Genomic DNA, 23871 nt, shown 5'->3' with positions numbered 1-23871 from the left:
CTAATCGGCCCAAAGCCTTTCAAACCGGCTGCTTACGGGTGATGTCGTATCGGAACTTCCTGCCGCCTCGCACCCCCGGCGGCTCTCTGAAAGGGGTCGTAACCGAACTTTTGCCCGCTCACTGCATTTTTGATATTCTGTTGTGGACCATCTTAGCACGGAGGCATTAACTTGTCAATTATTTTTTTATGATTTAGAAGATATGATAATAAATAGCCAAATTCAGTCAAAATAATTTGTTGGAATAGATGAAATGTTATGTGAATCAATGAAAATGATTGACAAAACACCGGAAATCAAAGTATGATAATAAAAATATTTCAATTGCGTTGATAGGGAAGGACTGAGGGTCCCTCCGCGTTCAGAGAGCCGCCGGGTGGTGCGAGGCGGCGCGGAGCCCGCACGAAATCGCCCTTGAGCAGGAGGCTGAAAGTCCGCGAGTAGGCCGTCCCGGAACTCCCCGTTACAGGAGAGCGCATTGTTGGATGCGCGCAGAGATGCCGCCTTTTCGGCGGCGGATAAGAGTGGTACCGCGAAGCGATCAGCTTTCGCCTCTTTTTGAGGCGAAAGCTTTTTTTGTTGTCCGCGCGAAGAATGAAGGAGGAGTTTTCATGATGCTGACCGGATCCCAGATTCTGATGGAATGCCTGCTGGAACAGGGGGTGGACACCGTCTTCGGCTATCCGGGAGGGGCGGTGCTGAACCTGTACGACGCCCTGTATGAATACCGGACGAAAATCAGGCACGTCCGCACGGCGCACGAGCAGGCGGCCGCCCACGCGGCAGACGGCTATGCCCGGGCGAGCGGGAAAACGGGCGTCTGCATCGCGACCTCCGGCCCCGGCGCGACGAATCTGGTGACCGGCATCGCGACGGCCTATGCGGATTCGACCCCGCTGGTCGCGGTCACCGGGAATGTGGAGCGGGCCCTCCTGGGAAAGAACAGCTTCCAGGAGGTGGACATCACCTCCATCACCCGCCCGGTGACGAAAAAGAGCATTCTGGTGCGCGACGTTTCGGAGCTGGCGAATGTGGTGCGCGAGGCGTTCGATCTGGCCGGCTCCGGGCGGAAGGGTCCCGTGCTGATCGACATTCCGAAGGACGTTTCCGCCCAAAGGACGGAATTTGTTCCGGCCGCCCCCAAAAAGGCAGAAAAACCGGCGCTCCCTTCGCCGGAGAGCTTCCGCAGGGCGGCGGCGATGCTGGAGGAGAGCGAGCGGCCGCTCCTGTACGGCGGGGGCGGCGTTGTCGCCTCGGACGCCTCACACGAATTCGCTCTTCTGGCAAAAACGCTGGACGCCCCGGTTTCCTGCACGCTGATGTGCCAGGGCGGGTTTGACCAGGAGGACAGCCGATACCTCGGGATGCTGGGCATGCATGGCACGAAGGCCTCCGCAGAGGCGTTGAAGCGGTGCGACCTGCTGGTCGCTGTCGGCACCCGCTTTTCCGACCGCGTGCTGTGCGATGGGGAACATTTCGCCCGGAACTGCCGGATCCTTCAGATCGATATCGATCCCGCGGAGTTCGGCAAAAACATCGGCGTCGACCTCCGGCTGCAGGGGGACGTCGGCGCGGTGCTGAGAGAATTGCTGCCGCTTTTCAGGCCGCGGAGCCACGGCGAATGGTTGGAACAGGCCGAAGAGTGGAAACGGGACTATCCGCTGCACCAGGAGGGAAGGGAAGAAGAGGAGATCCTGCCTCAGGAGGTTCTTGAAACGCTTTGCCGGCTGGCCGGGCCGGACGCGATTCTGACGACGGAGGTCGGCCAGCACCAGATGTGGGCGGCACAGTTCGGCACATTCCGAAAACCGAGGACGTTCCTGACTTCCGGAGGCCTGGGAACCATGGGGTTCGGCCTCGGCGCGGCGATCGGCGCGAAAATGGCGAAGCCGGACCGCACGGTCGTCAATATTGCGGGGGACGGAAGCTTTCGCATGAACTGCGCGGAGCTTTCCACTCTGGCACGGGAGAGAATTCCGGTGATCGAACTGGTTCTGTCCAATTCCACCCTCGGCATGGTGCGCCAGTGGCAGAAGCTGTTTTACGGCGGGCGCTTTTCCCAGTCGGACGTCGAGGACGCGGTGGACTGCGAAAAGCTGGCGGAGGCGTTCGGCGTGCGGGCGATGACGGTCTCCGGCAGATCGGAGATCGAGACGGTGCTGGAGCGCGCGCTGTCGTGCGGCGGGCCGGTGCTGGTCAACTGCCCCGTCCGCAAGGACCTGAACGTGCTGCCGATGGTGCCCGCGAGCGGCTCGGTGGAGGAACCGATTCTGGAAATGGAAGAAAAAATCTGCTATGATAGGGACAGGGTGTGCATTTTATGACGCTGGAACGGATTCAGGAGGCGGCCCGCACTCTCGAGGGCGTTGTCCGAAGGACAGATTTGATGGAAGCCCCGCGCCTCCATCCGGAGGGAAAGCTCTATTTGAAGCCCGAAAATCTTCAGGTGACAGGTTCCTTCAAGGTGCGGGGGGCGTACAATAAGATCAGCCGCCTGTCCGAAGAGGAAAAGGAAAAGGGCGTGATTGCCTGCTCCGCCGGAAACCACGCGCAGGGCGTGGCACTGGCGGCGGCGAAAAGCGGCATCCCCGCGCTGATCTGCATCCCGGAGGGCGCGCCGATCTCCAAGGTGGAGGCCACCAAATCCTACGGCGCGCAGGTGCGGCTGGTGAAGGGCGTCTACGACGACGCGTATCAGGAGGCCCGCCGGCTGCAGAAGGAGAGCGGGGCGACTTTTATCCATCCGTTTGACGACCCGGACGTCATCGCCGGCCAGGGGACCGTCGGGCTTGAGATCCTGGAGCAACTGCCGGACGCGGACGCGGTCATCGTTCCGGTCGGCGGGGGCGGACTCGTTTCCGGCGTCGCGTGCGCGGTCAAATCGCTGCGGCCGCAGTGCAGGGTCTACGGCGTGCAGGTGACCGGCGCGCCCTCCATGGCGAGGGCGCTGAAGGACAAAAAAGTAGCGCCGCTCCCGCGCGTTTCGACCTTTGCGGACGGAATCGCGGTCAAATGCCCCGGAAAGCTGACCTATGACCTGTGCGAACGGTATGTGGACGAGGTCGTCACCGTGACGGACGACGAGACGGCGGCGGCGATCCTGGCCCTGATGGAGCAGCACCGGCTGATCGCGGAGGGCGCCGGCGCGGTCGCGGTCGCCGCCGCGATGTTCAACCGGGTGGACGTCCGGGGCAAAAAAGCCGTCTGCCTGGTCTCCGGAGGAAATATCGACGTGACTATCCTTTCCCGCGTCATCAGCCGGGGCCTGACCCGGGCGGGGCGGCAGGGAAAACTGGTGATCGAACTGGTCGACAAGCCCGGCGAGCTGCGGGAGGTTTCCACCGTCATCGCGGAATTGGGGGGAAACGTCGTCTCCGTGCGGCACGACCACTCCGGCGACGAGGCGGACATCACCGCCTGCACGCTGTCCATCGGCGTGGAAACCCGCGACCGCGACCATCTGAACCGAATCCGCGACGCCGTCGTGCGCGCCGGATACCATATCTTGGAGAGCTGAAAAGGAGAGTTACCTATGAATCAAACCGTATATACCAAAAAAGCGCCGGAAGCCGTCGGCCCGTACTCCCAGGCGATCGTGGCCGGGAATCTTGTGTTTTCCAGCGGGCAGATTCCGATCGACCCCGCGACCGGGGCGGTCGTCGAGGGCGGCATCTCGGTGCAGGCGGAACAGTCCTGCAAAAATGTCGGCGAGGTTTTAAAAGCCGCCGGCGCCGACTTTGAAGACGTCGTAAAAACAACTTGCTTTTTGAAGGATATGAACGATTTTGCGGCGTTCAACGCCGTATATGCAAAGTACTTTACAGGCAAGCCCGCGCGCTCCTGCGTCGCGGTGCGCGAGCTGCCGAAGGGCGCCCTCGTCGAAGTGGAAGCCATCGCGGCGCTGTAACGGAACGGACGGCTTTCCGAACCGTGCCCGCTGGTTGCCGCATGCGGCGCAACAGAAAGAAATCCGGTGAATTGGGGGAGACCTTTTCATGGAGCTTTGGGCAATTACGGACCGCAGCCGCCGGGAAGTTATGGAATTTCTCGCACGGCAATGGGGATCGGACGTGATGGTTTCCGGCGGGCGCTCGATCCGGCTCACGGGCCTGGACGGCTTTGCTGCCGTGGAGGACGGAACCGTCACGGGCGCCGTCACCTTTCTTGTGGAAGGCGAAGAATGTGAAGTCGTATCGCTTGACAGCGTGAACGAAAACCGGGGCACCGGATCGGCGCTGCTCTCCGCCGCCGTGAGTGCGGCAAAGGGGAAGGGTTGCCATATGGTGTATCTGTACACGACGAACGACAACGCCCGCGCGATGCGGTTTTATCAGAAGCGCGGCTTCGATATGGCGGCTTTTTTCCGCGGCGCGGTCGAACGGGCGCGGAAAATCAAACCTGAAATTCTGCTGACCGGGGAGGACGGCATTCCGATCCGGCATGAAATCAGGTTTGAACGTCTGCTTTGAACTTATCCGCGGCGGATGAATTTCCCGTAGTTTTGCAGAAGCTCGCGGATGCGCAGCAGGGATTCGTTGCTTTTCGCGCTGCGCATGGTCGGGAACGCGCGGAGAATGCGGCGCTGGAGCAGGTGAAAGCCGGATTCCAGCTTTTCCTTCTGCTCATAGAGCGCGCGCAGGCGCGCTTTTGTATTTTCGTCCATTCCATCCAGTCGCGCGGCGATCATGTCCTGAAGGACTTCCCGTGTTTCCACGCGCGCGGTGTGCGCCCTTTCTTTGATCTCGTCCATCACCTGCTGCAGTTCGGAAAGCATCCCGTTCAGGCGGGTGACTTCCATGACGGACAGCGCGGTGTCCGCCAGAAAATACAGGGCAAGTCCAAACGAAAGCCAGGAAAGAACGCGGCTTGGGATTCGCTCCGCCAGCGAGAGCAAAAAGGGCTGAAAACCATGGACGGCGGCGACGCTCATCACGCCGAACAGCAGGGAGTTTTTCAGGCACACCCTGCCGTGAATCTGAAAGCGATGAGACGAATAGTCCCAGTATTTCGTGTGGAACAGCACTTCCAGCAGCCAGCCGGTCAGATATTCAACCAGACTGGTCAGAAGCGCGCCCGCGGCGAACAGAAGAAGAATATTTTCCTTGAAAGGGGTCAGAACTTCGACGACCAGCATGGCGCCGGCGCCGTAGATCGGGCAGAACGGTCCGGCCAGAAATCCCCGGTTGATCGGCTTTCCGGCGGGAATGGAGCAGTAAATGCTTTCGATCGCCCAGCCCAGGAAGCTGTAAAGCGCGAAAATAAGGAGCAGAGTTCGGATATCGCTCATGTGTCTTTTTCCCCTACCTTGAGTATTAAGTAACAGTTTAACGATTCGGGCGGGGTTTGTCAAATGAAATAGAAAACGGTCTTTTTCAGCAGAACCAGAACGTAATAGAGGAGGGCGCCCGTCACTGCGGGGAAAACGATCCAGCCAAGGATGTCGACTTCGAGTTTGGTAACCTTCAGCAGACGGCTGATGCTGAGGGAGGCGTTGTAGATTTCGCTGAAATACAAAATGGCGAGGTAGGCCCGGATGCCGAAAACGGGGATCAGAAAACTGATCAGCGCGACGCGCATCACGGAATCACTGAAATTGTATTTGAGGGAGTACATCTGCTGATCCAGCCCCTTGAGCATGTTGTCCACCACGTTGTCGAGGTACATCAGCGGAGCAATCGGGGCCATGATGCGAAGAATATTGCTGGCCTGCGCGTTCCCGAAAAAAATCCCGCCGATTTCGTCCGCGAAAACAATCAGGATCGCGCTGGTCACGAAGCCGAACATCAGGGTTGTTCGGAACGCGTGTTCCGCGGAGGATTTCACCGTGCTTCTCTGGTTGCGCGCCACCGCCTCCGCGATTTCCGGAATCAGCAGCATGGCGACGGAGCTCACGAACGACATCGGGAAGAAGATGACGGGCATCACCATTCCCTGCATTACGCCGTACTGCGCCAGCGCCGCGACTCCGCCGGCGCCGAACTTTCTAAGACCTGCCGGGATAAGGAGGTTTTCGGCGCTGAACAGCGAGCTGCGCAGGAAGGAGCCGACCAGCATCGGTCCCGCGATGTGCAGGATATTGCGCAGCACGCGCGAGTTTGTCCCGCCGCCTTCCGGGAGGCCGTGCCTGCGGATATAGAAGAAGAACGCGGCGGCAACGTAGGCCAGCGCCGCCGCTTCGCCGATGGTGGAACCGATCATCAGCGCGTTCAGCTCCGGCAGCGGGGTACGGGTGAGCAGAAGATACGAAATTCCGATGGTCGCAAGCTGTTCCCAAAATTCTCCGATCATGGGAACGACGATATTCCGGTTTGCGAAGAAATATCCTTTCAGACAGGCGCAGGCCGCGATGAACGGCAGTCCGGGGGCGAGCAGGCGCAGCGGGTCCGCCGCCGCGGGGGTGCCGATCAGCCGGTTGGCCGCAAAGTCTGAAACGGCAAGGAGAACGCCGCCCGCCAGCAGACTCATGGTCAGCGCAAAGCCCATGCAGCCCCGGAGATACCGCCGGGAACCCTTGCCCTCCGCGACCATGCGCGTGACTGCCAGCCCGATGCCGGAGGTGCATGCCGTAATGCCGAGTGAAAAAATGGAGAAAATCAACTGGTAAATTCCAACTCCGCTCGCGCCGATCCAGGAACAGATGCAGGTGCGGAACCACAGTCCGGAAAACCGCAGGGCGGCGGAGCCCAGCGTCATGAGGACCGCGTTTCGGATAAATACGCGTTTCCGGTTCATTTGAGGCCACCTTTTTTTCTTTTACTCAAATGTATTCGCGCGGCGGCCAAAATAAATCTGTATTTTCTTCCGGTATTCCGTTATAATTGAGATTGAAATCATAAAAAGCGGAGGAAGCTGGATGGACTGGACGGAAGTAAAAATCACGGTGGACGCGGCTCAGGCGGATGCGGCGGGCGATATTGCGCAGATGACGGTGCCGTATGGGATTTATATTGAAGATTATTCACATCTTCAGGAAGAGGTGGAGCAGATCGCCCATATCGACCTGATCGACGAGGACCTGCTGAAAAAAGACCGCTCGAAAGCGGTCGTTCATGTTTATATCGCTCCGGAGGACAGTCCCGCGGAGGCAATCGCGTTTTTGCGCGAGCGATACGCGGCGTCGGGAATCAAATACGGTATTGAAACAGCCTCCTGCGCGCAGGAGGACTGGATCAATAACTGGAAACAGTACTTTCACCCCATCCCGGTCGGGAAAAGGCTGTTGATCCGCCCTGACTGGGAACAGGCTGAAAATCCGGAGGGCCGCGTGGTGCTCGATCTGGAGCCGGGTATTGCGTTCGGCACGGGAACGCACGAGACGACGCGGCTGTGCATGGAATTTCTTGAGGAATCTGTTGTCCCCGGCTGCTCGATGCTCGATGTCGGCTGCGGCAGCGGAATCCTTTCGGTCGCCGGACTGCTGCTCGGCGCAGAGCGCGCCGTCGGCGTGGACATCGACCCGCTTGCGGTCAAAACCGCCGTGCAGAACGCGGAGCGCAACCATGTTGAAAATCGCTTCACCGGCATCTGCGGCAGCCTGACCGACCGGGTGGAGGGGAAATTTCAAGTCGTCGCGGCAAATATTGTGGCGGATGTAATTCTGGAACTTCTGAAAGACATCGGGAATTTCATGGTCCCTGATTCGATTCTGATCCTGAGCGGCATCATCGACGAGCGGGAACAGGATGTGCTGGACGGATTGAAGAATTCCTTTGCGGTCGTCGGCAGAAAAGAGGAAAAGGGCTGGGTTGCCCTTGCCGTCAGACAAACGGCGGATAGATGATGTGCATAAAGGCGCCCGCCGGATTTCCGGCGGGCGCCATATTTTTATATCAATGGGATAAATTTCAATCCGCGCTTTTCAGTTTTTTACAAATGCCGTCTAGTTGGTCTTCCTCCAGATGCGAAAGCACAAACGTGTCTCCGATGATCGGATCGGAAAGGGTTGAACTGTTCAGACGCTCTTCCCCCGCCCAGAGAGACAGGGTGCCCTCGGATTTGGCTAATCTTTCCGTTTCCTCAGAGAAAGACTCTTCCGCGCTTTTCTTCAGCTTGAATCCGATCATCTTATAACTGTGGTTGAACGTATCGTCTTCCGTATAGAATCCGGTGAGATCGGAGCTTGACAGAATCACCTTTCCATCCTTTGCGGTTCCCTCCCGAAACACAATATTGGAGGCTGTTTTGCTTAAAGTGCTGCTGGAATCTGCGCTTGACGCGGGTGCCCGGCTGCTGGAAAGTGCCGGGCCTGCCGAGGATGCCCCGCCGCTCATGGGTGCCTGACTGCTTACAGATACCTGACTGCCAGCCGAAGTTTGGCTGTGGCTTTCTGCTTTATCGGCGGAAGGGCCCGCCGCGCAGGACGGCAGGGCCAGCAGGATCACTCCAATCCAGATCAAAAAGAACTTTTTTATCATTTCAGTCCCCCTTCCGCAGGTTTCAGGCCCAGTTTGCCGGCAGGTCGTTTCCTGTCAAGCGTATCTAGGTTTACATGCTGAAATTATTGAAATTCAATAATTTATATCATATCATGAAATAGAATAATAATTTTCTCTAAGATAATTTTGGGCTGATGTACCATCTGGAAAAAAGAAACAAATTGTCACGTTGTTTTTGACTTCAGGCCGGGAAAAGTAAAGTTGCGGCGCCGCTATTCTGTCTCGACATAATTCCCGAGGAAGGAAAAGCGCGGCAGTTCCTCCGACAGGGCGCAGAGCAGGTCAAGGGTTTTCGCATCCGCGGCGGAACCGGAAAAATCGAGATAAAAATCGTATTCGAAATTCCTTCCCGGAATCGGACGGGATTCGATTTTAGTCAGATTGAGGCCGGCGGCGGCAAAGCGGGCCAGCACCGAGCAGAGCGTGCCGATGCGGTGCGGTACGGCGAAACACAGGCTGATTTTGTCCGCCTTCGGCGGAATCAGCAGACTGCGCCCGATGGCGATAAAGCGCGTCCGGTTGCCGTCGCTGTCCTGGATGTTCCGCTCCAGAAGATTCAGACGGAAGTCGGCCGCCGCGTGCTCCGAGCAAATCGCCGCCGCCCCGCTTTCCCTTACCGCGCGGGCCGCGGCTTCCGCCGTGCTGGAGCACTCCCGGCCGGGAATCCCGTGTTCCTGCAGATATCCCGCGCACTGGCGCAGCGCCTGCGGGTGGGAATACGCGACGCGGACGCGGCCCGATTCCGTTTCCCGCGAGGCAAGACAGTGCCTCACCGGAAGGCTTACGGCGGCGACGATTGAAAAACGGTATTTCAAAATGAGGTCGTAGACTTCATTGACGGAACCCGCCGTGGAATTTTCCACGGGCAGCACGCCGAGGCTGGCGGTCCCGCGATCGACGGATGCGAAGATCGACGGAAAGTCGGAAAAGAAGACCGGTTCCGCCTCGTAGAAAAGACGGGCCGCCGCCTCGTGGGAGTAGGAGCCCTTCTGTCCCAGGCACGCTACGATGCGGGGTTTCTCCGTCGGATGAAAAGCGTTTCCCACCGAACGGCGCAGAGAATCCCCGCTGCCGAGCGCGCGGTGTTGGACTTCTCTGCTCATCGCCATCAGATTGGCGTACAGAATGCGGGCCTGCCCGCCGGATTCCCCGGCCTTGCGGGAGATATCATCCAGGATTTTCTGCTCGCGCGCCTCGTTGAAGATCGGCAGGTCCTTTTGGCGCTTCACTTCGGCAACCTGTTTTGCGCATTCCATCCGGCGGAGGAAAAGCTCCAGAATCCCGTCGTCGATTCCGTCGATTTGTTTTCTCAATTCTTCCAGTTCCATGACAGCGACCTTTCTCTGGATTATCATTATTACGGCAAAAGATTGATCACGGCGAGCGCGGCGGCGGCTTCCACTGCGGGAACCGCGCGGGGCACGATGCATGGGTCGTGCCGTCCCTTTACCGCCGATTCTTCCGTCAGGCCCGTTTTCAGGTTCACGCTCCGCTGGGGCAGGCCGATGGAGGGGGTCGGCTTGAACGCGGCGCGGAAAACGACGGGCATTCCGGTCGTGATGCCGCCGAGAATGCCTCCCGAGTGGTTGGTTTCGGTCCTTACGTTCCCGGCATCGTCGAACACAAACGGATCGTTGTTCTCGCTGCCGAACAGGGCGGCGGAAGCAAAACCGGCGCCGAACTCCACTCCCTTGCAGGCGGGGATGCCGAACAGGATCGAGGAGAATAGGGATTCCGTCCCGTCGGAGAGCGGCCCGCCCGCTCCGGCTGGGATTCCCGCCGCGGCGCATTCCACCACGCCGCCGACGCTGTCCAGCCTTTGCCGGGCGGCCTCGATTTCCGCGCGCATGGCGGTTTCCGCCTTCGGGTCGATGGTGGGAAAGTAAAGGGAAGAGAGGCGGTCCAAAAGGGAGACGGGGATATCCGCCGGGTCGAACGGCGTGTCGGAAACGCCGTGGACGGACAGGACGTGCCCGCCGATCGCGATTCCACGGCGCCGGAGGATCTGCCGGCAGACCGCCCCGGCGAACACCAGCGGCGCGGTCAGGCGGCCCGAAAAATGCCCGCCGCCGCGCACGTCGTTAAACCCGCCGTAGCGGATATTCGCCGTGAAATCCGCGTGACCCGGGCGAGGGACATTCCGGAGGTCTTCATAATCGCCGGAGCGGGTATCGGCATTTTCGATGACTGCGCACAGCGGCGCGCCGGTCGTCCGGTTTTCCAGCAGCCCGCTCAGGATTCCGGGCGCGTCCGCCTCCTTTCGGGGAGTGGCGGAAGCGTCCCGCCCCGGCGCGCGCCGGGCCATCTGCGCGCTGATTTCGTCCAGGTCTACCGGCTCTCCCGCGGGAAGCCCCTCCAGAACGGCGCCGATTGCCGGACCGTGGCTTTCTCCGAAGACCGTCAGCCGGACCCGATCACCCCAGATCATACGCTTTTCCTCCCAACAGATTGTAGTCCCGGAAAAAATCCGGGTAGCTTTTCCGGATGCTTCCGGCGTCCGTCACGGTGACGTCCCCGTCCGAAACAAGCGCGGCGACCGCCATCGCCATCACGATGCGGTGGTCGTCCCGGCCTTCCACTGTCCCGCCGCGCAGACGGCCGGCGCCGTCGATCACCAGACCGTCCTCCGTTTCCCGGACCTGTGCGCCGAGAACGCGGAGTCCGTCCGCCATTGCGGCAAGCCGGTTGCTCTCTTTGAGCCGCAGCCGCCCGGCGTTCCGAATGACGGTGCGGCCCCGGGCCGCCGCTGCGGTGACGGCGAGAACGGGCACGAGATCCGGAATCTGGGAAGCGTCGATCTCGATTCCGCGCAGCTCGCCCGGCCCGGCGCTCAGCACGCCGCCGTTCCAGGAGAGCCGCGCGCCGAACCGGCGGAACAGCTCTTCCGCAGCCCGGTCGCCCTGGGTGGAATCGGGCCGCAGCCCGGGAAGTTCCACCTGCCCTCCAAGTGCCCCCGCCGCGAGGAAGAACGCGGCCTGCGACCAGTCGCGCTCGATGCCGGCTCCGGAAGGGCGGAATTCCTGCGTCCCCGGCACGTTCCAGCCCGCTTCAGCCGGAAATATTTCGATCCCATAGCCCTTCAGGATCTCAATCGTCATATCCGTGTATCCGGCGGATTCCAGCGGGGAGGTCAGGCGGATCTCGCTGTCCCCGTCCAGAAGCGGCAGGGCGAGCATGAGCCCCGTGATAAACTGGGAGCTTACATTTCCGGGCAGAAAGTAGGTGCCCGGTTGCAGTTTGCCGGAGACGCTCAGGGGAAGCCCGCCGGCGCTTTCGCATGCCGTCCCGTGGCGGGGCAGGCAGTCGAGGTAAACGCCGAGCGGCCGCTGCGGCAGCCGCCCGCGGCCGGAAAAAACCGCCGGGGTCCCGAGCGCCGCGGCGACCGGGATCAGGAACCGCAGCGTGGAGCCGGATTCCCCACAGTCGGCGAGCGCCGGTTCCCCGTTCCGCTCCGCGGCAAACAGGGCCGCGAGCGCCGAGCGGGTCGCAGTCAGGTCCTCGCTGACGGTTTCGCCCGCGGGAAGCGGGTCCGGCGCGCCCGCGAGGAAAGCGCCGATCATCGCGCGGTGCGCCGCGCTTTTGGAAATCGGGACCCGCACCCGGCCGGACAGGACGGCGGGGGAGCACCGTATGAGGCTCATGACAGCGCCTCCAGGAACCGTCCGAGTTCCCCGCGGGGAACCGGGTGCAGAAAACTTTCGCCGATTTTCCGGAGGAGGACCAGATTGATGCTGCCTCCGCGGCTCTTTTTGTCCAGGCGGGCGGCTTCCGCGATACGGTTCGGCTCCATTTGATCCGAAACCGGCAGACCGTACGTCCGGAGCGCGGAGGCGATTTTCCCCGCCGTCCCCGGCTCGGTCAGGCCGGCGGCCTCTGAGCAGCGGCACATCATGACCATGCCGATCCCGACCGCTTCGCCGTGCGTCAGGCCCTTGTAGCCGTGAAGCTTTTCCAGCGCGTGGCCGAACGTGTGCCCGAAATTCAGGAGCATCCGGTCGCCGTTGTCCAGCTCGTCGCGCTCGACCAGTTCCCTTTTAATGTCCACACAGCGGCAGATCATCGATTCCATCTCCTCTTTTATATTTCCTTCGGCAATTTTTTCGAACAGCGCGCGGTCCCGGATACAGCCGTATTTGACCGCCTCTCCCATCCCGTCCGCGAAAAACGGTTCCGGCAAGGTGGAAAGCGTATCCGGGTCGATCAGCACCAGCGAAGGCTGGTGGAACGCGCCGACCAGGTTTTTGCCCTCCGGAAGGTCCGCTCCCGTTTTCCCGCCGACGGACGAATCGATCTGCGCGAGCAGGGAGGTCGGAATCTGCAGAAAGCGGATTCCACGCAGATAGGTCGCGGCGGCGAATCCGGCCAGGTCGCCCGTCACTCCGCCGCCGAGCGCGGCGATAAAATCGCTGCGCGTCAGCTCCTGCTCCGAAAAGGCCGCGTACATCTCCGAAACCACGGATAAACGTTTGTGCTCTTCCCCGGCGGGGAAGGTGAAAACGGACGTTTGAAAACCGGCGGCGCTGAAAGATGCGGCAATGCGCCGGGCGTAAACCGGTCCCACGTTGGAATCGGTGACGACCGCGGCCTTCGCCCCTTTCGGAAAAACCCTCGCTGCCTCTTCCCCGGCGCGGCCGAGGCAGCCGCGTTCGATGAGGATCCGGTAGGGCCTTGACGTATTGACTGTCAAAATCATGCCTCTCCCAGCCTTTCCTTGATCAGCCGTCCCTCCCGCAGGAGGGAGCGCAGAGCTTCTTCACTGTGTCCGTCGACCGCGTCGCGGATCTCCCGCAGGTTGCCGATCAGCGTGTCCAGCTCTTCCGTCAGGGCTTCGCGGTTGTCGAGAAACAGTTCGGCCCACATGGCCTCGTTGATGGCCGCCACGCGCGACACGTCCCGGTAGCTCCCCGCGGAAAATCCCGCGTGGCCGGGACACTGCGGGCTTTTGACATAAGCGCAGGCGAGGGCGTGCGGCAGTTGGCTGGTGAAGGCGATTTCCCTGTCGTGCTCTTCCGGCGTAGTGACGACCGTGCCGCCGAAGCCAAGCTCCACCGCAACGGCGGTCATCGTATCGACTGCATCGCGCGCCGCGCCGCACGGCACCAGGAGATAGCTCGCCCCCAGGAACAGGTCGGCGTCGCTGTTCGCAAAACCGCCTTTTTCCCTTCCGGCCATTGGGTGCCCGCCGATATAGGTGAGGCCGTGCTCCGCCGCGATCCTCGAAAGGCGCGGGCTTAAAAAGGATTTGATCCCGCACACGTCCGTGACGACGCAGCCGGGGCGAAGGGAAGAGGCATGCTTGAGCAGAAAGTCGATATCCGCCTGTGGATACAGGCATAAAAACAGCAGGTCCGCGCTCTCAAGGTCCTCCAGTCCCGCTTCGCGCCGGATCGCCCCGCAGCTCAGCGCGGCGGCGACCACCCCGGGGTCGCTGTCGATTCCGGTCACGGTACAGTCGCTGTATTTCCGAAACGCCTTTGCAAGCGAGCCGCCGATCAGTCCCAGACCGGCCACGACGACGTTCTGATTCATTTGGAAACGCCTCCTTCTGCACGGATAAATTTTCACATAGTATATCAGAAACGCATCCGTTAGTCCAACCGTCTTCCGAAAGCCTGCGCTTCCATCCTCAGGAGGGAGGCAGTCCGTTCAAACTGGCCGGGCGTCAGGGACTGCGCCCCGTCGGAAAGGGCCTTGGCGGGGTTGTTGTGGACCTCGATGATCAGGCCGTCCGCTCCGGCGGCCACGGCGGCCAGCGCGAGGGGTTCCACCAGCCAGGAGTGGCCGGAGGCGTGGCTCGGGTCCGCGACGACGGGAAGGTGGGAGAAGCGCTTCAGGATCGGGATGGCGGAGATGTCCAGCGTGTTGCGCGTGTAAGGCTCGAACGTGCGGATGCCGCGCTCGCAGAGGATGACCTGGCTGTTCCCGCCGGCCATGATATACTCGGCGCTCATCAGCAGTTCCTCGACCGTGTTCGACAGGCCCCGTTTGAGCAGGATCGGCTTGCGGATTTTGCCCAGCGCTTTGAGCAGTTCGAAATTCTGCATGTTCCGCGCGCCGACCTGGATGATGTTCACGCCGCTTTCCAGAAACAGGTCGATGTGCCTTTCGCTCATCAGCTCGGTGACGATCGGCAGGCCGGTTTCTTTTTTCGCCTCCCGCAGAAGCTCAAGCCCCTCGGCCTTCAGGCCCTGGAACGAATACGGCGATGTCCGGGGCTTGAACGCGCCTCCCCGCAAAAAACCGGCTCCCGCCGCTTTGACCTGCCGCGCGATGCCGCAGATCTGCTCCCGGCTTTCCACCGAGCACGGGCCGGCGATCAGCGCGAGTCCGCCGCCGCCGATTTTCCGCCCGTCCGGCAGGGTCACCACCGTGTCGTCCGGGTGGAATTTCCGATTCGCCTTTTTGTACGGTTCCTGCACGCGTTTCACGCTCTCCACAAGCTCCTGCGCCGCGATGGAATCGATGTCGATCGCGGAGGTGTCCCCGATCAGGCCGAGCACGGTGCTCTGGGTGCCGACCCAGGTGTTGACCCTGACGCCGTATTCCTCTCTCAGGAATGCGCAGAAATCGTTGATCTGCTGCCGCGTGCAGCCGGGTTTCAGTACAATGATCATCACAGTTCCTCCTATGTTAAAGGGCGGGGCGGCACCTGGTTCCGTCTGGCGGGCAAAAGGGCCCGGACGCGTAAAAAACGGCGGAGCTGCTGCCAGCTCCGCCGTTGCGTTTCATGTCAGGACAAAGGCCGAAATGTTGCTACGGCCTGCGCCTGCCGGCACGGGAAAGCTTACAGTCGGTTTTCGGGTATGCGTAAATATACCCGTCCGCGAAAGGATGGCGGGGGTATCCGTAGAATATAAATCGCTCACTGAACGAAAAAAGCCTCATGAGGGGATTCCTTTCTCCGTGTCCGGCGTCCCAAAGGCGCGGGACCGGTTCGATAAAGATATTTATGGAAATATGCGGGCGGTACTTGCATTCTCTTCCCGGTGTTGATAGAATGTATTTATTACCACAATTTGGAAATTCTCCGGAAGGAAGCAGCGCAATGGAGAGCTTGAATCTGGAAGAACTGATCGAAGGCCTTGGCTGCAGCTTGTTGTGCTGCCGGAAAGACAGAAGACTTTCGATTCTCTATGCGAGCGGTTCCTTTTACAAAACGCTGGGCTTCGCGAACGGCGAGGTCACGGCGCTGCTGGACGGAGGTCCGGCGCCGGTGCTGCGCAACAGCCCCCCGGTCGACTGGGAGCGCCTTGAGGAAGAAATTGCGGAAAAAGGATATGCGAAACCGGAGCTCCGGCTGATCAAAAAGGACGGGCACCACATCTGGGCTTCCTACCGGGTCAGGCTGCAAAAAGGACCCGGGGGGACGAATATTTCTGCGGGGTGGTGGAAGACATCACTCTGAGCAGGCGTTCCCGCAGGCTGAGGCTGGAACAGGCGCGGGAGCTGGAGGCCCTGACCGCCAACGTCCCCTGCGGAGTGCTTTGCTGCCGGAACGACGAGTTCCTGACGCTGAATTTTGTCAGCGAAGGCTTCTGCCGGATGACCGGATTTGGCAGGGGGGAGATCGCCTCTCAATTTGACGATCGGTTTATCCGCATGGTCTGTGAAAAGGACCGCGGCCTTCTGCTTCGCAGGGCGGTTGGACGCAGAAAGCAGGACGGCGCGGCGGAGATCACCTACCGCATCGCGGGGAAGGGCGGAAGCCTGATCTGGATTCTGGACAAAACCAGGCTGCAGGAGGACTGCAACGGCAATATCTGGCTGTACAGCGTTTTAATGAACATTACGGAAGCCCAGAAGACGCAGGAGGAGCTCGCAGTCACGGAAGAGCGTTACCGCATGCTTTTGGAACACGCCGCGGACCCGATCCTGGATTTCAACCTGAAAACCGGGAAGATTTACTATTCGCCCACATTTACGGCGAAGTTCGGGACCGGATTCCCGCAGTGCGGGAACCTTTTGGAATATCTTGAGAAAAGCTCCGTCATTTACGGCCAGGACCGCAGGCTGTTGTTGGACAGGACCCTCCGTCTGCTGCGGGGGAAACCGATGGAAGACGGCGAGTTCCGATTCCGCGAGGCCGGCGGGGGTTATATCTGGTGCAATGTGCATCCCACGGCGTTTTTCGACGACCAGGGGGAGGCAACGCGCCTGATCGTCGTTATTTCAAACATCGACCGCCGCAAAAGGGAATCGATCGCTTTGAGGCGGCAGGCGGAGCACGACCTGCTGACCGGGCTGTTCAACCGGGTGACCGCAACGGAAAGAATCAACCGGATCATCGCGCAAAGCGGGAAGGGCGAGCGCCATGCGCTCTTTGTCATCGACATCGACAATTTTAAGAAGATCAACGACCGTCTGGGCCATCTGAAAGGCGACGAGATGATTGTCGAGACGGCCTCCCGCATCAAACGGCTGTTCCGCGAGAAGGACGTTGTCGCCCGCGTCGGCGGGGACGAATTCGTGGTATTCCTGAGAAGGATCCTGTCGGTGGAGCTGGCCGTAAAGAAAGCGGAAAGCATCGGGGACGCGTTCCGCGCCAGCCGGGCTTCCGGCTGCTGCGGCCTCTCGGGCAGCGTTGGGATCTCCTTTTATCCGCATGACGGATCCTCCTATGAGGAGTTGTTCCGAAAAGCGGATGCCGCCATGTATGCGGCAAAAAACAGCGGTAAAAATTCGTTTCGTATTTATACGAGGGAAATCGATCAAATCACGCAGGCTGGGATTCGGAATTGGGCTGAAGGGCTTTGAGGACCAGATCCGCCGTTTGCTCCGGCGACCCGTCCGCCGGGACGATCAGCTCAGACCGTCCGCGGTAGACGGGCAGGCGCTCCTGGTATAGCTGTTCCATTGCCCGCCCGCCGTCCTTCTTCCGCAGCAGCGGCCGGGTGAGGTCGCCCTGCAGCCGCGTCCGCACCGAATGAAGGGACGCGTCGAGCATAATGATGGTTCCGCCGGATCTCAGCTCCCAGGCGTTGTCCGGGTTGATGATCGTCCCGCCGCCTGTGGCGATGATGATCCCGGTCCGAAGCGAAAGCTCGCGGGAGGCCTCGCGCTCCAGACGGCGGAAGCGGCTTTCTCCGTATCTGGCGAAAATTTCAGGGACCGTGCAGCCTTCTCTCTGTTCGATCCACTGGTCCATATCGATAAAGGTCCGGCCGGTCCGGCCGGCCAGCAAGCCGCCGATCGTAGTCTTTCCGCTGCCCATGAATCCGCACAGAACGATATTTCCTAGCCTTTTCTTTATCTCGAAAGCAGTTTCTTCGTAAAAACGGGTGATTTCCTGCACGCGTTTGACGCTTTCCACAAGCTCCTGTGCCGCGACAGAGTCGATGTCGATCGCGGAATCGTCCCCGATCAGACCGAGCATGGTACTCTGGGTGCCGGACCAGGTGTTGATCCCGACGCCGTATTCCCCGCGAAGGGATGCGCAGAAATCGCTGATCTGCTGCTGTGTACAGCCGGGTTTCAGTACGATAATCATTACAGTTCCTCCCTGATTCTGACGGGGCTGCGCCTGACGCCGTCCGGAGGGCAAAAGCCCGGATGCATAAAAAAAACGGCGGGGCTGCTGCCAGCTCCGCCGATGCATCTTTAATGTCAGGGGAAAGACCGAAAATAAAATTCCATTACGGCCTTCGCCTGCCGGCACGAGAAAGCTCACAGTCAGTTTCCGGGTATGCGAAAGTAAACCCATCCGCGAAATAATAGCGGGGGTATCCGTAAAACATAAATCGCACACTGAACGGAAACTTCATGTTGAAACTCCCTTCTCCGAATCTTTTCTGTATCATAATACAACTCTTGGAGAGTGTCAAGTCTTTTTTTAATTCATGCGTTCCCGAATTTTTTCTTCATTTCAAGGATGGCGTCGCTGCACAGACGGTCGATTTCGCTCACAGGGAATCCCGCGCCGGTCCAGACGGTCTGCGCCGCCGCTGCCTGCCATACCAGCATGGCCATGCCGCCGACTGCCGGGATGCCGCTTTTTTTCGCGAGCCGGATCAGCAGGGTTTCCTGAGGATTGTAAACCGCGTCAAACACGCAGCCGGCCCGCCGGACCAGATTTTCATCCGCCGCGCAGGACTTCACGTCCGGATACATGCCCGCCGGCGTCGCGTTGACCAGCAGGTCCATGGTCCCTTCGACTTCGCCGATCCGGCACGCCCGGACGCCGGCGCCCGGGATTTTCCGGTTCAGATCGCCGCAAAGCTTCGCCGCCGCGGGGAAAGAGTGCTCTCTCGCCGCGACGGTTACCCCGCAGCCGGCGAGCGCGGCCTCAAAGGCTATGGCGCGCGCGGCTCCGCCCGCGCCGAGTATCACCGTCCGGCCTTTCAGCGGGACTCCGGCCGCCTGCAGGGACAGACGGAATCCGTCCCCGTCCGTCGTAAAACCGGCGAGCCTTCCGTTTTCGATCTTCACGGTGTTGACCGAGCCGGTCATTTGCGCTTTTCGGTCCAATGAGTCCAGCAAGGGTATAATGGCGCGTTTGTGGGGGATAGTGAAGTTGAATCCGTCCCAGCCGTCCCGGCGGGAGAGAAACTCTTTCAGCGATTCCGGCGCGACGTCCATCGAACCGTACTGCGCATTTACTCCTGAGAGAGAGAAAAGCCGGGATTGAATGAACGGGGACATCGTATGTCCGATCGGGTGCCCGATGACAGCGAATTTTAAAATTTTCAAATCAAACAACCTCCGGCGAAAAAAAATATTGACAAAGCGGAGCATTGCTAATAATATGTGGATAGGCATTCGGAACCCGGGATTTCGGGTCCCATCACCCGTGCAATTGTAGCACAGTCGGGATTCCTTTGTCCACACTGGGATTTTTGGTTGCACACGAGTGATTTTTAAGATCTAAGGAGGATATAACATGGTTTTTGAGAAGGTTAAGGCGATTTTAAGCGAGCAGTTTGACGTTGAGGAGGACACGATTACTGCAGATACGAATATTGCCGATGATCTTGGGGCGGACTCTCTGGATGTCGTCGATCTTCTGATGTCGATTGAGGATGAGTTTGAGATCGAGATTCCCGACGAAGAAGTCGAAAACATCAAGACGGTCGGAGAACTGGTAAAATACATTGAAGATCACGTCTGAACAGGACTGGTCCTTCGATCCGCCGTGCGGAAGCATGGCGGATTTTTTTTGCGTTGAGGGCGGGTGCGGCCGCTTTTTTCTTGAAAAGGCGCGGAGTTTCCGCTATAATAACTGCATGTGGCCAAATACTCTGTTCCGTTTGCCGGGGCTGCTGAAAACAAAGGAGTGTCAAAGCTGTTGAGTCAATTCGACTTTTTGCTGAAGGGGGTCTTCGGCATTACCCCGCAGATGGTTGTCATGTGGGCTGTCGGCGGGCTGCTGATCTGGCTGGCCGTTAAAAAGGATTTTGAACCTTCGCTGCTTCTGCCGATGGGTTTCGGCGCCATTCTGGTCAATCTGCCCTATTCGGGCGTCCTGGGGGACAACGGGATCATCGAGTGGCTGTTCAACAAGGGGATCGCCGCTTCGGAGGCCATGCCGCTGCTGCTCTTCGTCGGCATCGGCGCCATGATCGATTTCGGGCCCCTGCTGTCGAACCCGCGGATGATCCTGTTCGGCGCCGCCGCGCAGTTCGGCATCTTTTTTACCGTCACGGCGGCGGTGCTGCTCGGCTTTCCGCTCAGGGACGCCATGTCGGTCGGCGTGATCGGCGCGGCGGACGGGCCGACGTCCATCCTGGTTTCCCAGGTGCTGGACAGCGATTACAAAGGGGCCATTGCCGTCGCGGCCTATTCCTACATGGCGCTGGTCCCGCTGATCCAGCCGTTTGCCATCCGGCTGGTCACGACCCGGAAGGAGCGGCAGATCCGGATGCCCTACCGGCCGGATTCCGTCTCAAAGACGACGAGAATCCTGTTTCCGATCATCGTTACGATGATCGCCGGGCTGATCGCCCCCGATTCCGTCGCGCTGGTCGGCCTTTTGATGTTCGGCAATCTGATCCGGGAATGCGGAAGGCTCGAAAGCCTCTCGAAGGCCGCGCAGGGACCGTTGGCGAACCTGATCACGATTTTTCTCGGCATCACGATCGCGTTCCAGATGCGAGCGGACGTGTTCGTGCGCTGGAACACGCTGGCGGTTATGGCGCTCGGCCTGGTTGCCTTTGTATTCGACTCCGCCGGCGGAGTTTTGTTTGCAAAATTTCTGAATCTCTTTCTTCCGGAGGGAAGGAAATTCAACCCGATGGTCGGCGCGGCAGGAATTTCCGCATTCCCGATGTCGGCGCGCGTGATTCAGAAAATGGGTTTGCAGGAGGATAACCAGAACCACCTGCTGATGCACGCGATCGGCGCGAATGTGGCGGGGCAGATCGGTTCGGTGGTTGCGGGCGGCATTATTCTGTCGCTTGCAAAGAACTTTTTAGGATAGGGGGGCGCCGCAATGAGCTACGGTTTTCTGCTGAGTGCGTATCGGGGGCCGGTCGGCCCGGTGAACGGCGCCGATATCGGCCGTTCGCTGGAACTGATGGGCAAGGGCATGGCGGGGATCTTTCTCGTGATGCTTCTGATCTTTCTGGTGATCGTGATTTTGAACCGCGCGACGAAAAACAGGGAATGACGAACCGCCGGCCCCGGATGGGGCCGCGGATTTCAGCATAAAGGGGAAACAGCAATGGCGGAACAGAAAAAACTGGTGGAGGCAATCACTCCCATGGAGGAGGATTTTGCCCAGTGGTATACGGATATCGTAAAAAAGGCGGAGCTGATGGACTATTCCAGCGTCCGCGGCTGCATGGTCATCGAGCCGTACGGCTGGGCCATCTGGGAAAACATCCAGAAATATCTGGACGGGCGCTTTAAGGAGCTTGGGCATGAAAATGTTTCAATGCCCCTCTTTATTCCGGAAAGCCTTTTGAATAAGGAAAAGGAGCATGTGCAGGGGTTTGCGCCGGAGGTTGCCTGGGTGACGATGGGCGGCAGCGAGAAGCTGCCGGAGCGCCTGTGTGTGCGCCCGACTTCGGAGACGCTGTTCTGTGACCATTATGCACGCGTGATCCATTCTTGGAGGGACTTGCCGAAGCTGTACAACCAGTGGTGTTCGGTGGTCCGCTGGGAAAAGACGACCCGCCCCTTCCTGCGCTCGGTGGAATTCCACTGGCAGGAGGGCCACACGATGCACGAAACCGCCGAAGAGGCGCGCGCTGAGACCCTGAGGATGCTGGAGGTTTACGCGGACTTCTGCGAAAAGCAGCTTGCCATTCCGGTTCTGCGCGGACAAAAGACCGAAAGCGAAAAGTTCGCCGGCGCGGAGGCAACCTATACCATCGAAGCCATGATGCATGACGGAAAGGCCCTTCAGTCCGGCACCAGCCATTACTTTGGCGACGGATTTGCAAAAGCGTTCAACGTGACGTTTCAGGGCAGGGACAATTCCCTGTGCCATCCGTTCCAGACCTCCTGGGGCCTGAGTACCCGCATCATCGGCGGGATCATCATGACCCACGGCGACGACAGCGGCCTTGTCCTGCCGCCCGCGGTCGCGCCGATCCAGGTCGTCGTCGTGCCGGTCGCGCAGCACAAGCCCGGCGTGCTCGAAAAAGCCGGGGAGATTCAGGCGCGGCTGAAAAAGCAATTCCGCGTGAAAACGGACGATTCCGACCAGTCCCCCGGATGGAAATTTTCCCAGTATGAGATGAAGGGCGTTCCGCTCCGCCTGGAGATCGGCCCGAAGGACATCGGGAAAGACCAGTGCGTGCTGGTCCGCCGCACCGACCGGGAGAAGGTCTTCGTCCCGCTCGGCAATCTGGAAGAGGCCGTTGCGGAACAGCTTGGGAAAGTCCGGAACGACATGTACGAGAAGGCGCTGCAAAACCGCGAAGGCAAGACCTATGAAGCGAAAACGCTCGATGAGATGAAGGAGATCGCCGGCTCGAAACCCGGCTTCATCAAAGCAATGTGGTGCGGAGACGCCGCGTGCGAGGAAAAACTCAAGGAGGTGGCGGGCGTTTCCTCCCGCTGCATCCCGTTCGGTCACGAGCACGGCTCCGGAACCTGCGTCTGCTGCGGAAAGCCGGCGGAAAAGCTGGTCGTCTGGGGCAAGGCGTATTGACGGTCTGCCCTTGACAGAATCAGTTTATCAGCTTATAAAAATCTTAAAAAGCTGCGGATTTTCAACGCGGCTTTTTCTATATATTGCGTTAAAAGGATGCCGAGGGGCTTCAAGGCCGGAGCCGGGCGGCACAACGCCCTGATTTCCAATTTAAGGGAACGGCCGTTCCCGAAGCGATGAAAAAAGGCAGCGCCGAACGGTACTTTCAGCGTTTCGCAACCTGTTTTTCCGATTTGTTCACAGTTTTGTGATCTTTTCGCAAAGTTTTGTAACTTGAATCGGCGGATGATTGCGTGTAAAATAATAGCGCAATAATCAAGAAAAGGTTTCCTTTTCCCGTCGCCTTTGCCGGTGAACCGGCCGCTTGGCTGACCGTATTGAATAACGTTGTTAATCGTTAGGAGTGTGAATCGATACTTATGAAAAAATTTTTAATCTTCCTTTTATCGGCTTCCATGTTGCTGTCCATGGCCGCCTGCCATGGACAGACCGGCTCGTCTTCCGGCACTTCTTCCGGCGCGGCCGCGTCGTCCGAAGGAACCGGTTCGTCCTCGGCATCAAGCGGGACATCCTCCGACAGCCTGTATTCCGGGGTTACGGTTTCCGGGGCAGTCTCCAGGCCTCCGGTCGTTATCAAGAAATCCCCTTACACCGTTAAGACGGTGGACTACAAATACGACCAAAACAACAGAAGCTATAAGGCTTCCTATCCCCAGCTTTCCTCAGATGGAACCAATTATGACGCCGTCAATACTCTCCTGAAGAATGCGGCGCTCCAGACAATCAATTCCCTTGGAACGTCAAAAGCCGCGAAAGAAGTGAAAGTCAAGGTATCCGATCATGTATCCTACCAGGGAGACGATTTTATCAGCGTGACTTTCCGCGAGACCGTGGATAAATCCGACGGAAACGACAGCGTCTCCTATTTCCGTGCGGTCAATTACGACTTAAAAAACAAGAAGGCCGTTTCCGTTGCCGATATGGTTCAGAAGAACAGCGCGATGCTGACCGCTTTGCAGAACGCCGTAAAGAAGCAGATGTCGGATAAAAAAGCGGTCAGTTACACCTCTGCGGTCCTTCAGTCCGGAATGCAGAACTGCAGCGTTTATTTTAAGGACGACAGTCTTGGAGTCAGCATCCCTGTTTCCCATGCGCTGGACGACCACGAGGAGCTGATCGTGGATTACGACCAGACCTCCGGGTTCAGGACCGGCAATGCGGCCTGGAGTTATTTTGTCAAAAAGTAAGCGGGTTCTGGGCGGAGAAAGCTTTCTCCGCCTGAAATTTTCAGGGGACCGGAATAAATTTCCTCTCGCGGGAGAAAAATAATTGTTGCAAAACATC

At 59.3% G+C, this 23871-nt stretch carries 23 protein-coding genes and 2 other annotated features (1 of these 25 cut by a window edge); of the genes, 12 read left to right on the top strand and 11 right to left on the bottom strand.

Annotation, left to right across the window (positions count from 1 at the left end):
• Window positions 1-131, bottom strand: a binding site (T-box leader); it reaches 125 nt to the left of the window's first position.
• A 189-nt stretch (window positions 132-320) separates the two neighbouring features.
• Window positions 321-559: a binding site (T-box leader), on the top strand.
• A gap of 52 nt (window positions 560-611) precedes the next feature.
• The 4 genes from ilvB to VA597_RS16245 all read left to right on the top strand — a co-directional run bounded on the left by ilvB (window position 612) and on the right by VA597_RS16245 (window position 4469).
• Window positions 612-2324, top strand: a complete 1713-nt coding sequence (ilvB, locus tag VA597_RS16260; protein WP_128743875.1) for a biosynthetic-type acetolactate synthase large subunit — start codon at window positions 612-614, stop codon at window positions 2322-2324.
• Window positions 2321-3517 (top strand): threonine ammonia-lyase, encoded by a 1197-nt coding sequence (gene ilvA / locus VA597_RS16255; RefSeq protein WP_205703175.1) that lies wholly within the window; start codon window positions 2321-2323, stop codon window positions 3515-3517. The genes ilvB and ilvA overlap by 4 nt, the downstream gene beginning before the upstream one ends.
• A 15-nt stretch (window positions 3518-3532) precedes the next feature.
• Window positions 3533-3907, top strand: coding sequence for a RidA family protein (locus VA597_RS16250; protein WP_205703174.1), 375 nt, complete (start codon window positions 3533-3535; stop codon window positions 3905-3907).
• Window positions 3908-3995: 88 nt separating this feature from the next.
• The gene (locus VA597_RS16245) at window positions 3996-4469 is read left to right on the top strand and encodes a GNAT family N-acetyltransferase (RefSeq protein ID WP_128743874.1); all 474 of its coding nucleotides are present in this window, start codon (window positions 3996-3998) and stop codon (window positions 4467-4469) included.
• A gap of 2 nt (window positions 4470-4471) precedes the next feature.
• On the opposite strand, the gene VA597_RS16240 is transcribed toward VA597_RS16245, so the two are convergent.
• Both VA597_RS16240 and VA597_RS16235 read right to left on the bottom strand, forming a co-directional pair.
• The gene (locus tag VA597_RS16240; protein ID WP_128743873.1) at window positions 4472-5287 is read right to left on the bottom strand and encodes a putative ABC transporter permease; all 816 of its coding nucleotides are present in this window, start codon (window positions 5285-5287) and stop codon (window positions 4472-4474) included.
• Between the two features lie 59 nt (window positions 5288-5346).
• Window positions 5347-6732, bottom strand: a complete 1386-nt coding sequence (locus VA597_RS16235; RefSeq protein WP_128743872.1) for an MATE family efflux transporter — start codon at window positions 6730-6732, stop codon at window positions 5347-5349.
• Window positions 6733-6853: 121 nt separating this feature from the next.
• Between VA597_RS16235 and prmA the strand changes: the two genes are divergently transcribed.
• Window positions 6854-7780 carry a 50S ribosomal protein L11 methyltransferase gene (gene prmA, locus VA597_RS16230; protein WP_128743871.1) on the top strand — a complete coding sequence of 309 codons (927 nt, stop codon included), beginning with the start codon at window positions 6854-6856 and terminating at the stop codon, window positions 7778-7780.
• A gap of 64 nt (window positions 7781-7844) precedes the next feature.
• On the opposite strand, the gene VA597_RS16225 is transcribed toward prmA, so the two are convergent.
• The 7 genes from VA597_RS16225 to aroF all read right to left on the bottom strand — a co-directional run bounded on the left by VA597_RS16225 (window position 7845) and on the right by aroF (window position 15049).
• Window positions 7845-8414 (bottom strand): hypothetical protein, encoded by a 570-nt coding sequence (locus VA597_RS16225; RefSeq protein ID WP_128743870.1) that lies wholly within the window; start codon window positions 8412-8414, stop codon window positions 7845-7847.
• A 233-nt stretch (window positions 8415-8647) separates the two neighbouring features.
• The gene (locus VA597_RS16220; RefSeq protein WP_128743869.1) at window positions 8648-9763 is read right to left on the bottom strand and encodes a bifunctional chorismate mutase/prephenate dehydratase; all 1116 of its coding nucleotides are present in this window, start codon (window positions 9761-9763) and stop codon (window positions 8648-8650) included.
• 29 nt (window positions 9764-9792) lie between these two features.
• A complete protein-coding gene (gene aroC / locus VA597_RS16215; protein WP_128743868.1) occupies window positions 9793-10863 on the bottom strand; it encodes a chorismate synthase in 1071 nt (356 codons plus the stop codon).
• The gene (gene aroA / locus VA597_RS16210) at window positions 10850-12076 is read right to left on the bottom strand and encodes a 3-phosphoshikimate 1-carboxyvinyltransferase (protein ID WP_128743867.1); all 1227 of its coding nucleotides are present in this window, start codon (window positions 12074-12076) and stop codon (window positions 10850-10852) included. Before aroA ends, aroC begins: the two co-directional genes overlap by 14 nt.
• A complete protein-coding gene (aroB, locus tag VA597_RS16205) occupies window positions 12073-13128 on the bottom strand; it encodes a 3-dehydroquinate synthase (protein ID WP_326974873.1) in 1056 nt (351 codons plus the stop codon). Before aroB ends, aroA begins: the two co-directional genes overlap by 4 nt.
• Window positions 13125-13964, bottom strand: coding sequence for a prephenate dehydrogenase (locus tag VA597_RS16200; protein ID WP_128743865.1), 840 nt, complete (start codon window positions 13962-13964; stop codon window positions 13125-13127). The genes aroB and VA597_RS16200 overlap by 4 nt, the downstream gene beginning before the upstream one ends.
• Before the next feature lie 59 nt (window positions 13965-14023).
• On the bottom strand, window positions 14024-15049 hold the full coding sequence (gene aroF / locus VA597_RS16195; protein ID WP_128743864.1) for a 3-deoxy-7-phosphoheptulonate synthase: 1026 nt from the start codon (window positions 15047-15049) through the stop codon (window positions 14024-14026).
• A gap of 431 nt (window positions 15050-15480) precedes the next feature.
• Here aroF and VA597_RS16190 point away from each other — a divergent pair, with 431 nt between their 5' ends.
• Window positions 15481-15840, top strand: coding sequence for a hypothetical protein (locus VA597_RS16190; RefSeq protein WP_326974872.1), 360 nt, complete (start codon window positions 15481-15483; stop codon window positions 15838-15840).
• The gene (locus VA597_RS16185) at window positions 15822-17189 is read left to right on the top strand and encodes a sensor domain-containing diguanylate cyclase (protein ID WP_326974871.1); all 1368 of its coding nucleotides are present in this window, start codon (window positions 15822-15824) and stop codon (window positions 17187-17189) included. The genes VA597_RS16190 and VA597_RS16185 overlap by 19 nt, the downstream gene beginning before the upstream one ends.
• Here VA597_RS16185 and VA597_RS16180 read toward each other — a convergent pair.
• On the bottom strand, window positions 17149-17922 hold the full coding sequence (locus tag VA597_RS16180) for a shikimate kinase (protein ID WP_164919101.1): 774 nt from the start codon (window positions 17920-17922) through the stop codon (window positions 17149-17151). The two genes, VA597_RS16185 and VA597_RS16180, sit on opposite strands and share 41 nt — an antisense overlap.
• 347 nt (window positions 17923-18269) lie before the next feature.
• A complete protein-coding gene (aroE, locus tag VA597_RS16175) occupies window positions 18270-19121 on the bottom strand; it encodes a shikimate dehydrogenase (protein ID WP_164919100.1) in 852 nt (283 codons plus the stop codon).
• Between the two features lie 190 nt (window positions 19122-19311).
• On the opposite strand from aroE, the gene acpP reads away from it, so the two are divergent.
• From acpP to VA597_RS16150, 5 genes are all read left to right on the top strand, one after another.
• Window positions 19312-19539: an acyl carrier protein gene (acpP, locus tag VA597_RS16170; RefSeq protein ID WP_066650204.1), complete on the top strand. Its 228-nt coding sequence runs from the start codon at window positions 19312-19314 to the stop codon at window positions 19537-19539.
• Window positions 19540-19767: 228 nt separating this feature from the next.
• Window positions 19768-20847, top strand: coding sequence for a sodium ion-translocating decarboxylase subunit beta (locus VA597_RS16165; protein ID WP_128744356.1), 1080 nt, complete (start codon window positions 19768-19770; stop codon window positions 20845-20847).
• 12 nt (window positions 20848-20859) lie between these two features.
• Window positions 20860-21036: an OadG-related small transporter subunit gene (locus tag VA597_RS16160; RefSeq protein WP_164918889.1), complete on the top strand. Its 177-nt coding sequence runs from the start codon at window positions 20860-20862 to the stop codon at window positions 21034-21036.
• A 54-nt stretch (window positions 21037-21090) separates the two neighbouring features.
• The gene (proS, locus tag VA597_RS16155; protein ID WP_128743861.1) at window positions 21091-22527 is read left to right on the top strand and encodes a proline--tRNA ligase; all 1437 of its coding nucleotides are present in this window, start codon (window positions 21091-21093) and stop codon (window positions 22525-22527) included.
• Between the two features lie 419 nt (window positions 22528-22946).
• Window positions 22947-23774, top strand: a complete 828-nt coding sequence (locus VA597_RS16150) for a hypothetical protein (RefSeq protein ID WP_128743860.1) — start codon at window positions 22947-22949, stop codon at window positions 23772-23774.
• Window positions 23775-23871: the final 97 nt, after the last annotated feature.

This window comes from Caproicibacter sp. BJN0012 (genome assembly GCF_035986805.1).
Lineage (GTDB): Bacteria > Bacillota > Clostridia > Oscillospirales > Acutalibacteraceae > Caproicibacter.
The sequence above is the reverse complement of the archived record's forward strand: the minus strand, read 5'-3'. Positions and strand labels throughout refer to the sequence as shown.

What these genes read in the sequence shown, in the direction of transcription:
- ilvB (WP_128743875.1), top strand. Translation starts at nt 612, where the DNA reads ATGATGCTGACCGGATCCCAGATTCTGATGGAATGCCTGCTGGAACAG.
- ilvA (WP_205703175.1), top strand. Translation starts at nt 2,321, where the DNA reads ATGACGCTGGAACGGATTCAGGAGGCGGCCCGCACTCTCGAGGGCGTT.
- VA597_RS16250 (WP_205703174.1), top strand. Translation starts at nt 3,533, where the DNA reads ATGAATCAAACCGTATATACCAAAAAAGCGCCGGAAGCCGTCGGCCCG.
- VA597_RS16245 (WP_128743874.1), top strand. Translation starts at nt 3,996, where the DNA reads ATGGAGCTTTGGGCAATTACGGACCGCAGCCGCCGGGAAGTTATGGAA.
- VA597_RS16240 (WP_128743873.1), bottom strand. Translation starts at nt 5,287, where the DNA reads ATGAGCGATATCCGAACTCTGCTCCTTATTTTCGCGCTTTACAGCTTC.
- VA597_RS16235 (WP_128743872.1), bottom strand. Translation starts at nt 6,732, where the DNA reads ATGAACCGGAAACGCGTATTTATCCGAAACGCGGTCCTCATGACGCTG.
- prmA (WP_128743871.1), top strand. Translation starts at nt 6,854, where the DNA reads ATGGACTGGACGGAAGTAAAAATCACGGTGGACGCGGCTCAGGCGGAT.
- VA597_RS16225 (WP_128743870.1), bottom strand. Translation starts at nt 8,414, where the DNA reads ATGATAAAAAAGTTCTTTTTGATCTGGATTGGAGTGATCCTGCTGGCC.
- VA597_RS16220 (WP_128743869.1), bottom strand. Translation starts at nt 9,763, where the DNA reads ATGGAACTGGAAGAATTGAGAAAACAAATCGACGGAATCGACGACGGG.
- aroC (WP_128743868.1), bottom strand. Translation starts at nt 10,863, where the DNA reads ATGATCTGGGGTGATCGGGTCCGGCTGACGGTCTTCGGAGAAAGCCAC.
- aroA (WP_128743867.1), bottom strand. Translation starts at nt 12,076, where the DNA reads ATGAGCCTCATACGGTGCTCCCCCGCCGTCCTGTCCGGCCGGGTGCGG.
- aroB (WP_326974873.1), bottom strand. Translation starts at nt 13,128, where the DNA reads ATGATTTTGACAGTCAATACGTCAAGGCCCTACCGGATCCTCATCGAA.
- VA597_RS16200 (WP_128743865.1), bottom strand. Translation starts at nt 13,964, where the DNA reads ATGAATCAGAACGTCGTCGTGGCCGGTCTGGGACTGATCGGCGGCTCG.
- aroF (WP_128743864.1), bottom strand. Translation starts at nt 15,049, where the DNA reads ATGATCATTGTACTGAAACCCGGCTGCACGCGGCAGCAGATCAACGAT.
- VA597_RS16190 (WP_326974872.1), top strand. Translation starts at nt 15,481, where the DNA reads ATGGAGAGCTTGAATCTGGAAGAACTGATCGAAGGCCTTGGCTGCAGC.
- VA597_RS16180 (WP_164919101.1), bottom strand. Translation starts at nt 17,922, where the DNA reads ATGATTATCGTACTGAAACCCGGCTGTACACAGCAGCAGATCAGCGAT.
- acpP (WP_066650204.1), top strand. Translation starts at nt 19,312, where the DNA reads ATGGTTTTTGAGAAGGTTAAGGCGATTTTAAGCGAGCAGTTTGACGTT.
- VA597_RS16165 (WP_128744356.1), top strand. Translation starts at nt 19,768, where the DNA reads ATGGTTGTCATGTGGGCTGTCGGCGGGCTGCTGATCTGGCTGGCCGTT.
- VA597_RS16160 (WP_164918889.1), top strand. Translation starts at nt 20,860, where the DNA reads ATGAGCTACGGTTTTCTGCTGAGTGCGTATCGGGGGCCGGTCGGCCCG.
- proS (WP_128743861.1), top strand. Translation starts at nt 21,091, where the DNA reads ATGGCGGAACAGAAAAAACTGGTGGAGGCAATCACTCCCATGGAGGAG.
- VA597_RS16150 (WP_128743860.1), top strand. Translation starts at nt 22,947, where the DNA reads ATGAAAAAATTTTTAATCTTCCTTTTATCGGCTTCCATGTTGCTGTCC.